The organism is Nonomuraea helvata (assembly GCF_039535785.1).
In the GTDB taxonomy this organism is placed as follows: Bacteria; Actinomycetota; Actinomycetes; order Streptosporangiales; family Streptosporangiaceae; genus Nonomuraea; species Nonomuraea helvata.
On sequence record NZ_BAAAXV010000001.1, the window covers coordinates 3,369,090 to 3,378,893 of the forward strand.

Annotated in this window: 12 protein-coding genes and 1 pseudogene; 10 read left to right on the forward strand and 3 right to left on the reverse strand. The window is 66.1% G+C overall.

Features of this window, described 5'->3' with window-relative positions; genetic code table 11:
- The first annotated feature begins 377 nt into the window (after positions 1-377).
- Positions 378-1,529, forward strand: a complete 1,152-nt coding sequence (locus ABD830_RS15740) for a hypothetical protein (RefSeq protein WP_344987581.1) — start codon at positions 378-380, stop codon at positions 1,527-1,529.
- A gap of 262 nt (positions 1,530-1,791) precedes the next feature.
- On the opposite strand, the gene ABD830_RS15745 is transcribed toward ABD830_RS15740, so the two are convergent.
- Positions 1,792-2,952 (reverse strand): hypothetical protein, encoded by a 1,161-nt coding sequence (locus ABD830_RS15745; RefSeq protein WP_344987582.1) that lies wholly within the window; start codon positions 2,950-2,952, stop codon positions 1,792-1,794.
- On the opposite strand from ABD830_RS15745, the gene ABD830_RS15750 reads away from it, so the two are divergent.
- From ABD830_RS15750 to ABD830_RS15790, 9 genes are all read left to right on the forward strand, one after another.
- The gene (locus ABD830_RS15750) at positions 2,946-3,290 is read left to right on the forward strand and encodes a hypothetical protein (RefSeq protein ID WP_344987583.1); all 345 of its coding nucleotides are present in this window, start codon (positions 2,946-2,948) and stop codon (positions 3,288-3,290) included. The two genes, ABD830_RS15745 and ABD830_RS15750, sit on opposite strands and share 7 nt — an antisense overlap.
- Positions 3,283-4,602 carry an FtsK/SpoIIIE domain-containing protein gene (locus tag ABD830_RS15755; protein ID WP_344987584.1) on the forward strand — a complete coding sequence of 440 codons (1,320 nt, stop codon included), beginning with the start codon at positions 3,283-3,285 and terminating at the stop codon, positions 4,600-4,602. Before ABD830_RS15750 ends, ABD830_RS15755 begins: the two co-directional genes overlap by 8 nt.
- Positions 4,603-4,616: 14 nt before the next feature.
- Positions 4,617-5,216, forward strand: a complete 600-nt coding sequence (locus ABD830_RS15760; protein WP_344987585.1) for a DUF2637 domain-containing protein — start codon at positions 4,617-4,619, stop codon at positions 5,214-5,216.
- Between the two features lie 16 nt (positions 5,217-5,232).
- Positions 5,233-5,553 carry a hypothetical protein gene (locus ABD830_RS15765; RefSeq protein ID WP_344987586.1) on the forward strand — a complete coding sequence of 107 codons (321 nt, stop codon included), beginning with the start codon at positions 5,233-5,235 and terminating at the stop codon, positions 5,551-5,553.
- Positions 5,554-5,565: 12 nt separating this feature from the next.
- The gene (locus ABD830_RS15770; protein WP_344987587.1) at positions 5,566-5,727 is read left to right on the forward strand and encodes a DUF3970 family protein; all 162 of its coding nucleotides are present in this window, start codon (positions 5,566-5,568) and stop codon (positions 5,725-5,727) included.
- Positions 5,724-5,858, forward strand: a complete 135-nt coding sequence (locus ABD830_RS15775) for a hypothetical protein (protein WP_344987588.1) — start codon at positions 5,724-5,726, stop codon at positions 5,856-5,858. The genes ABD830_RS15770 and ABD830_RS15775 overlap by 4 nt, the downstream gene beginning before the upstream one ends.
- Positions 5,859-5,953: 95 nt before the next feature.
- Positions 5,954-7,327 carry a replication initiator gene (locus ABD830_RS15780; RefSeq protein ID WP_344987589.1) on the forward strand — a complete coding sequence of 458 codons (1,374 nt, stop codon included), beginning with the start codon at positions 5,954-5,956 and terminating at the stop codon, positions 7,325-7,327.
- Positions 7,324-7,509 carry an excisionase family DNA-binding protein gene (locus tag ABD830_RS15785; RefSeq protein WP_344987590.1) on the forward strand — a complete coding sequence of 62 codons (186 nt, stop codon included), beginning with the start codon at positions 7,324-7,326 and terminating at the stop codon, positions 7,507-7,509. The genes ABD830_RS15780 and ABD830_RS15785 overlap by 4 nt, the downstream gene beginning before the upstream one ends.
- Entirely contained in the window at positions 7,506-8,813 is a 1,308-nt protein-coding gene (locus tag ABD830_RS15790) for a tyrosine-type recombinase/integrase (RefSeq protein ID WP_344987591.1), read from the forward strand. Before ABD830_RS15785 ends, ABD830_RS15790 begins: the two co-directional genes overlap by 4 nt.
- A gap of 179 nt (positions 8,814-8,992) precedes the next feature.
- On the opposite strand, the gene ABD830_RS15795 is transcribed toward ABD830_RS15790, so the two are convergent.
- Together ABD830_RS15795 and ABD830_RS15800 are read right to left on the reverse strand one after the other, a co-directional pair.
- The gene (locus tag ABD830_RS15795) at positions 8,993-9,301 is read right to left on the reverse strand and encodes a hypothetical protein (RefSeq protein ID WP_344987592.1); all 309 of its coding nucleotides are present in this window, start codon (positions 9,299-9,301) and stop codon (positions 8,993-8,995) included.
- Positions 9,302-9,804: pseudogene (locus tag ABD830_RS15800) on the reverse strand (hypothetical protein); the annotation flags it as partial.

The following is a 9,804-nucleotide window of genomic DNA, read 5'->3' on the forward strand; positions in this document are numbered from 1 at the left end:
GCGGGACGCCGACGTGCTCCTCGATCAGCGTGCGGAAGTCGGCCGAGGTTGGAAGGGGCGTGTTGACGATTCGTTGAGGATTCTTTAGGGCCAGCCCGCCGGAAAACCGGCGTCTCGTGGGCGACCACGCACACCAGCCGCACAACTCGCACTCCTTTGGTCCAGGTCCGCTTCGACGCCGAGACCTGCCGCGTCTGCCCACTTCACCAGTGGTGCACCACAGCGAGGCATACATAGTGGTTTGTGACCATTTCGGACGGTATATCGCCGTGAGGTTGATATTCCGAGGAAGTTCGGTTTCATCGGCAACTTGATGAGGTGACAGCGCGTCAAAGCCTTTTGTACGATGCGGGCCGACATCGGATAGGGGCACACGAATGGTTGACACGCCGAAAGCAATGGCGGCCCTCCTCTCGCTGGTCTTGACAGCAGGCCTCGTTGCCTGTTCATCAGACGGAGACCAGCGCGGGGCGGGAGCGGACGCCGGTCAGAGGTCCTCGGGGGCCGGCATCAGTGGAGACTTCGCACAGCAGAACATGATCGTTACGGCTGTCTGCTCGCGGGGGAACGGCAGCGGCGGAGTCATCAATGTCGACGGCTGGAACCCGCAGAGCTGGAAGCACGTGGCGCATGCGGAGTTCCGGCTGCCGGACACGGCGATTGTCGATTCCGACAAGGCCCGGCCTAACACCGCCGTGAGGCAACTGTGCGAGCCAGATGAGCTGCCCGCTGATGCCGCGGACGTGGCTGCCATCCGATCACTCTTTGACCAGGACTTCACGAAGATGGCCGTGGTCACCGAGGACCCGCAGACCGCGGCGACTCATGGCGGGTACGTCGACCGTTCGGGCAAGTTCACCGATCTGACCGGGAACGAGGACTTCGGCAACACTCCGCACGAGGACAATGCGGCCTTCTCGCGGGACGGGAGCGCGGTCTGGTTCACGTACGAGGTGGTCGACCAGCCTGGGATCTCAACCAAGAACCGGGTCTCGAGCCGAGCGCTTGCCGGGGACCACAAGGTGGTCGACCAGTTCGAGGTCGAGACCGTCGGCGAAAGGAACCTCATCATGGTGGGGAGAACGCCGAGCAGGGCGGTGCTGGCCAACGGCGCCGTCCTCTCGCCGGACGGAAAACGCATCCTGGCTGAAAGCCGCGTCCTGGACGTCCCTGCGGAGGGCCAAGGGGTGGGCCCGGACCTCGTGGACAAGGGCAGATACCTCTCTTGTGGTGGTGTCGGCTGGCTCGACAACGACACGGTGCTGTGTAGCGAGGACGGCAGGTTCGCCGCGCTCGACATCGCCGCGGGAGCGCAGCCTGGAGCGCCCATACTCCCCAGCAACGACCACGACAACCACGCCATGGTCATCTCCCCCGACGGTCAGAGATTCGCTTTCCTCTCCCAGAAGGGGGCCGCGATAAATTACTACCTCTGCGATACCAAGCCAGGATCCACGCCCCAGAAGATCGAGCGGACCGGGGAGTTCTCCACGCTCGGTGACACTGCCGCATTCATCGAGTGGCGCTGAAAGGCATTCTGCCTGCCGATAATTCCATCCACACAGGTCGTCCGACTTGCATGGCTTGACCAGCGGCGCCTGACCGATCTGATCGGCCAGGCGCCGTAACGTGGACCTTGAACTGTGCGCAGCGGACCTCCATCCGGATTGCTCGTTTCTGAACGGTCACCACAGGTCCGTTGGGCCTCGGATTTACCCTTCGGGCCCAAACCTCCGCGGCGTCAGCTCGCTAATCAGAGTAAGCAAGCACAGTCAAGGGCTGCCATCCGCCCTACGATTGCTCGTTGGATACTCGTCGGCACCCGATACGGCAGGACACCGGACGGCATTCTTGGACATTTCTAAAGCGGACAACTTGTGACACCGCGACACAATGAGACACGATTTGATAGAGGGCGGCATTGAGAACTGCTATTTTTAATCCGTAGGTTCCGGGTTCGAGCCCCGGGAACCCTACCACCCTATACCCCACCTGACCTGCACTTTCTCGATTCTCGACCGCCTTCTGCAAGGTGAAGATGGCCGGTTCATGCTCGTCACATGCTCTTCGGCACGCGTCCGGCACATCAGCGGTGCGCCTGCCGACAATTCCATCCACGCAGCTCAAGCGGCATGTGAGTACTCGTGCAGGACACCGCCAAGCCGGGCTCGTCGGCGTATCTTCAAATCGGTGACTCGCTCTGGCTCCGTGATCCGCTCCGGGACCGGACGCAACGGGGCGGCTTTGGGCCAGAGCTTGATGGGCTCTGTGCCCGTTATAGAACAGTTCATACTCGCGTAGGGCGTGCCGAAGGTGGCGTTCGTTCCAGACGAGGCAGCGGTCGAGAAGCGCGTGGCGGCAGGACTGCACCCACCGCTCCATGATGGAGTTCATCCGCGGCATCCGAATGCCGGTGAGCACCGTCGTGATGCCGGCCTCGGCGAGGACCTCGTCCATGAGGATCGGGAACTTGCCATCCCGATCTCGGAGCAGAAAGCGCGCTCGGCAGCCTGCGTCTTCCAGGTCCATCACTAGATTCCTGATCACCTGGGTGACCCAGTTCGCGCTCGGGTGAGCGGTGGTGCCGAGCACGCGGACGCGTCTGGTGGCGTGCTCGATGACCGCCAGGACGTACTGGCGTTGCCCGCTGAGGGTGACGGTCTCGATGAAGTCGCAGGCCAGTAGGGCGTCGACTTGCGAGCGCAGAAAGTCGGCCCACGTGGTGGAAGCCCGCTCGGGTGCCGGGTCGAGGCCTGCCTGTTTGAGGATCTCCCAGACGGTGGACGGCGCGACCTTGATGCCAAGCGTGGTGAGCTCTCCGTGGACCCGCCGATAGCCCCAGCTCGGGCTCTCCCGGACCAGGCGCGGATGGAGGGGACCGTGGGTGGGCGCCCGGGCCGCTTCGGCCGGCAGATACGGGCGTGACGCCGTCTCATCAGATCGCGGTGCCAACGCAGGACAGTGTCCGGCCGGACGAGAAGCCTCAACTGGCGCAGAACCTCGCGGGGCAGCGACGTCAGGAGAGCGGCAAGGAAGGCCCGGTCCTCGGGCGAGAATCGCACTCTGGTGTCGGCGCCGAGTTGGCGTTCAAGGACGGCGATCTGGTGACGCAGGACGAGAATCTCCACATCCTTGTCCCGATCGCTCATGGGCAGCAGCCGCAGCGCGAGCCGGGTGACCAGGTCAACGCCGTCGGCCTGCTCGGCTACGTCTGGGAAATCTCCGGACGCTGGGGCATCGCCTACCGCGCCTCGGCCCTGCTCCCCGCACGGGAGGCCGCCGATGCCTGACCCGCTCCTGGTGCTCGCAGTCCTGGCCGCTTCGGCGGTCGGGCTGTGGGCCTGGCGCCGCTGGCACTATGCCTCCTTCTGGCTCATCGTCGGCTTCCCGCTCATGGCGATCAGCGTCCGCGCGTCCTGGCGGCGCGTCGCCCTTGGCTGCGGACTCACCAAGAAGCGGCAACGCTGGTGGTTCACCACCGTCCCCGGTGCCATCGCCTCGACAGGCCTGGTCAAGGTCCGCCGCCGCTTCCAACGGATCGCCGTCGACACCAAGCCGTTCATGTGGCTACCCATGCCGACCCGGTACGGCTGGCGCGTCACCCTGTGCACGCTGGAGGGTCAGATCCCCGGCGACTACGCCGACGCCGCCGAACGGCTCGCGCATTCCTGGGGTGTTCACGCGGTGCGCGTCACCTCCGACAAGCCTGGTCGGGTACGGCTGGCCGCCACCATGCGCGATCCGCTGGTCAAAGTCGACCACCTCCCGCCCTCACCCGACCTGCTCAAGGTCACCGTCGGCAGACTGGAGACCGGCAAACCGTGGGTGGTCGACTTCCGTACGATCCCGCATTGGCTCAACGCGGGAGCGACCCAGTCCGGCAAATCCAACCTCGCCAATGCCCTCATCGTCGGCCTCGCCCCGCAACCGGTCGCCCTGGTCGGCTTCGACCTCAAGGGCGGCGTGGAGTTCACCCCGTACGCGTCTCGGCTGTCCGCCCTGGCGTGTGACCGCGCCGAATCCGTCGACCTGCTGTGCGACCTGGTCGGCCTGATGATCGACCGCATGGGCCTGTGCCGTCAGGCCGCTGCCCGCAACATCTGGCAACTCCCACCCGCCATCCGGCCTGTCCCCGTCGTCGTCCTGGTGGACGAGCTCGCCGAGCTCTACCTGATGGCCGACAAGTCCGAGAAGGACGAGGTCGCGCGCACGTCCACGGCTCTGCTGCGGGTGGCGCAGCTCGGGCGGGCCTTCGGGATCTACCTGTTCTGCTGCGGCCAACGGATCGGCTCCGACCTCGGCCCCGGCGTCACCGCCCTCCGTGCCCAGTGCTCCGGCCGGATCTGCCACCGGGTCAACGATCCCGAGACCGCGACCATGACCCTCGGCGACCTCGACCCTGCCGCCCTCGCCTCCGCCCGGACCATCGCCGCCGACACTCCAGGCGTCGCGATCGTGGCCTCCTCCGATGGCCAGTGGTACCGGGCTCGCTCCTTCTACGTCAGCGAGCAGATCGCCGAACACACGGCCAAGGCCCACGCCGACCTCACCCCGCCCTGGGACGAGATCACCGCCCACATCACCGAGCCCATCAACGCCTGAGAGGGGGTGGAACGATGCGACGCTTCGCCTGCTGGCTGCTCGACACCGGCCCGATCCTTGTCCTGGCCGTCATCGCGGGTGCCGGATCGTTCACCCACATCCGCGACACCGCCGCTGACCACGGCCAAACCGGCTGGATGTCCTGGGCGGTGGCGGTGTGCATCGACCTCACCTGTGTCATGGCCGCCCGCGAGCGTCAACGCGACAAGAAGACCGATCGCCCCCGGCGCAGCTGGATCTCCTGGCCCGTCCTCGTCCTGTCCGGCGGCGTCGTCCTGTCCCTGGCCGCCAACCTGGCGCAAGCCGTACCAACCGCCTGGGGCTGGATCACCGCCGCAACTCCGGCGGGCGCGTTCCTGATCGCGGTCTCCATGCTGGAACGCCGCGCGGCGAACCCTCGTCCCGAGCCGTCCCCGGCCATCGTCCCCGTCCTGGCGGTCCAGGACGAACAGCAGGACGGCCCCGCACCCGCCCTACTCGATTACGCCCGCCGCGTCGCCGACGAGCACCACGCCAAGCACGGCAAGCCCATCACCCGCGACGCCCTCCGCTCCCGCCTGGGCGTCTCCAACCAACTCGCCTCCGACCTGCTCGCCACCCTACGAACCGCCTAACCAAGGGAGAACACCGATGACCAATCGAACGGCCCTCATCACTGGCCTGCGTGACCTGGCCGCCTTCCTGGAGGCCAACCCCGATCTTCCAGCAGCCCGCAACCTCACGGTCCACCACTTCCCCCGCCGCGCCGACGACACGGAGCTGTGCGCCGAGGTCGACCAGATCGCCGCCCAGCTCGGCACCGTGATCGATGCCGAGGAGCTCCCGCACGGCCACTACGGCACCTCGATTCACTTCGGCCCGGTCGAATACAAGGCCGTCGCCATCCTGTCCGCCGCCCGTGCCCAGTACGCCGCCGACGACAGCTATCGCGGCTGCGTCGACCCCGAGTAGGAGAACCCGATCATGCGAATCCGTCTCGACGGCACCCGCGCCGAAATCGTCGACGCCCTGTTCCGTCTCCGCACCAACTTCACCGTCTCTGGCGTTTCCCGCGTCTATCCCGATCGTGGCCGTCCGCACCACTGGCGGATCTACGTCAACACCCTGCCCAAGGAGAGGAGGTGATCGCCCTGTACGGCTGCTGCACCTGCAACGGAACCGGCCTCTACGACAACCAGACGTGCCGCGACTGCGACGGCACCGGCATCGACAACCACGGCGCGCAGTACTCCCGGGACCCGCAAGCGGTCCCTTAAGAGCAGCGCCCCCGGCCTGGCCGTACATCCGCCAAGACACACGCCAGGTCGGGGGGCCATCCCTTCACCCGAACGAGCGAAAGGAGGATCCCATCTTGCCCACAAAGCACACCGATCCGCACGTACTCAAGGGTTTGATCACCCGACTCAACGCCCCCGACTTCGACCGCTGGGCCGACCAGATCCACGCCACCGGCGGCTGTCGACAGCCCATCCACCTACGCGGCAAGGTCGAACACTGGGACACCGCCACGGGCACCCTGCTCCACCGCTACACCACGCGCAACGAACCTGACGGCGTCCTGCGCCTGCCCTGCAAGACCCGCCGCGCCTCCCGCTGCCCGGCCTGCGCCGAGGTCTACCGCGCCGACACCTACCACCTCATCCGCGCGGGTCTCATCGGCGGCAAGGACGTCCCCGAGACCGTCACCAGCCACCCGACCCTGTTCGTCACGCTCACCGCCCCGTCCTTCGGTGCGGTCCACTCCCGCAAGGAGACCAACGGCAAAGCCCTGCCGTGTCACGCCCGCCGCGACGCCGCCACCTGCCCGCACGGCAAGGTCATCTCCTGCACAGCCAAGCACAACTCCGACGGCAAGCGCCTCGGTGAACCGCTGTGCCCGGACTGCTACGACTACTCGGGCTCGGTCCTGTTCAACGCCCTCGCACCGTTGCTGTGGAAGCGGTTCGCCGACTCTCTTCGCCGACACCTGGCCAAGCTCGGCGGCCTGGCCCTCAAAGACCTCCGCCACCACCTCACCGTCTCCTTCACCAAGGTCGCCGAATACCAGCGGCGCGGCGTCGTCCACTTCCACGCCGTCATCCGCCTCGACGGCCCTGGCGGCCCTACCGCCCCGCCTCCGGCCTGGGCAACGACCGACGTCCTGACGCAAGCCGTACAACATGCCGCCCGTGTCGTCAGCGCCCTCGTTCCCGCTCTCGACGAACAGCCGGCCCGCCTCTTCAAGTGGGGCCAACAGCTCGACATCCGCCCCATCACGATGACCGGCGACCTCACCGAACAAGCCGTCGCGGGCTACATCGCCAAGTACGCCACCAAGGCAGCCGAATGCGTCGACACCCTCGACCGCCGCATCAACCCCCTCGACAACCTCGACGCCTTCAACCTCCGCGACCACCCCAAACGCCTCATCGCCGAATGCATGAGGCTCGGAACCATCGAGGACCTGGCCGAACTCCGCCTTGCCGAATGGGCCCACATGCTCGGCTTCCGAGGTCACTTCTCCACCAGGTCCCGCAACTACTCGACCACCCTCGGCGCACTCCGCGCCGCCCGTGAAGAGCACGCCCGCGACAACGAGATCACCACCGGACGCCTTCCGCTCTTCGACGAGGACACCGTCCTCGTGATCAGCGAATGGGAGTACGCAGGCAAGGGCCACAGCGCCGGGGACCAACTCCTCGCCGACGCGCTCACCGGCTCCGCCGTACCAAGGGGCGGCCTATGACCCGGCTCCTCCTCACCGTCCCCGAGGCCGCCGAGACGCTCGCCATCTCCCGCAGCAAGCTCTACCAACTCCTGCACGCGGGCGCGCTCACCTCGGTCCTCATCGGCGGCTCACGCCGCATCCCCCTGTCCGCCCTGCACGACTACGTCAACCACCTCACCGACAAGGAGGCCGCAGCATGACCACGACCCTGATCGCCACGCCCGACGAGCCCAACCACGATCGCAAGCCCCGCACCATCCGGCGGCGCACCAGCGGCGAAGGAACCCTCTACCAGCGCACCGACGGACGGTGGGAGGGAGCCACCTACGTCCCCACCACCGACGGGCAGACCCGCCGCATCCGCGTCTACGGCAAGACCCGCCGCGAGGCCGCCGACAAACTCACCAAGAAGATCAACGACCACCGGCAGAAGTTCCCCCTTCCGGCCCGCGACCCCGCACTCGGCGACTACCTGACCACCTGGCTCAACCACATCGCCGTACACAAGGTCCGCCCCAACACCCTGGCCCGCTACCGCGCCTGCCTGCGCCTCTACTTCCCGCTACACCTGCTCAAGAAGAAACTCCGTCAGCTCACAGCCAAGGACATCCGCCTGTGGCTGGACCAGCTCCGCGTCACCTGCCGCTGCTGCGCCCTGGGCACCGATACCACTCGCGACCCCCAGGCCGCAGACCCTAGCCAGCGGCCCCGCTGCTGTGCCCTTGGCCGCTGCTGCCAGCGCTACCTGTCCCCGCTGACCATCCAATACATTCACGCCCCGCTCCGCACAGCCCTGGAACACGCCGTTCGCGAAGACGACCTACCGCGCAACGTCGCCCGCAACGTCCAAGTCCCCGTCGTCCGTCAACAACGCACCGAACCCTTCAGCCCGGCCGAGGCCCGCACCTTCCTCGACGCCGCCCAAGGCTTCCGCCTGCACGCCCTGTTCGACCTCGCGCTCCGCACCGGCATGCGGCGCGGCGAACTCCTCGGCCTGCGCTGGAGCGACCTGGACCTGACCGGCGGCACGCTGGCCATCCGCCAGACCCTGCAATACGTCCCCGGTACCGACCTGGTCATCAGCCCCACCAAGACCCCCAGCTCCGAACGCCGGATCGCCCTACCCCGCGAGGCCATCGCCTCCCTGACCCGCCACCGCAACCAGCAGCAGGCCAACCGCGACGCCGCAGGCCACGCCTGGGCCGACACCGGCCTGGTGTTCACCACCAAGACCGGTGTGCCGCTCCAGCCCAGCAACGTCAACCGCGACTTCCACCAGCTCCTCCGTGGAGCCGGACTCCGCAAGATCCGCTTTCACGACCTGAGGCATTCGTGCGCCTCACTCCTGCTGGATCAAGGCGTGGACCTCATCATGATCAAGGAACTCCTCGGCCACGCCCACATCGCCATCACCGCCGACGTCTACGCCCACGTCCGACTCCGCCTCCAACGCGACGCCATCGAACGCATGTCCGGAGCACTCGACGAGCAGCCCGAACCGTAGCCGTCAGAAAACGATCACAACGTCTGTAGCCGTCAACGTGGCCGTCAAGCGCGTAACGGGGCCTCGCTGAAACGCTCTACAGCGAGGCCCCGTTCGTGTCACTCAAATCTTAATGCCCGCGTCCGGACAGTTAGATCTGAGCGAACACATTTAGCGAATTAAATTCGCCCGACAAATACTCAGAGCGGAAAGTTGTTATGCCACGGGGCATCCAGCTCCTCCGGGTCAGCACCCGCTTCCCTTACTGCATCGTCAATTTCTGAGATCCCATCGACGATTTTGACGTAGGGGGTGTCGAAGTCCCCGTCGTAGAAACAGATGTCCTCGTCTACGAGGTGCTTGGGCACCTCAATGGCAGCGATACGGAACCGGCCATCCAGCATCGGGACAACCCAGACCCACGAGTAGCGGTCAGGATCGCTGCTCGGTCGACGAGCCGAGATCTCCGCCTTGGTCATGACCAGGCGATTCTCAGCTTGTGTCTTCATCTACCCTCCCCAGAAGATCCGGATGACGGGGCCATCGAAGGTATGGATCTGCAGGTGAGGGAAGTCTCCATCTGCGTTACCCGTTCCATGACCGAGAACACGTCCATCGGGACCGAGTTCATCGTCCCAATGATAGGTGCCGGGCTTCCGGCCGAAGTACTGCTTTGTGCCCGGCCCGTCAAAGCCCTGAGCGTTCCGATAGCCATGCCCTTGGAACTTTCCAAGGAACAGCTCCTCCGCCTGACTACGCGACTGAACATGGATGCTGGTCGCGCCCTCATCAATAGCTTTGGCGGCCTTGGAAACGGCCCCACTAGACCAAGGAATATCACAAGGTCCGGAGTTGTGGACGAGTACGGCTTGGTCACCCGCCAGCACATAGTACGTGTGGACGGCCGCGACAGTGAGGTCATAGACCTTCGGGTGGCTGCGCTGTGCCTGGGTGCCGACGACCTGGGCGGTGGTGCCGGTCGGGGTGCGGAGGCGGTCGGCACCCGTCAGGT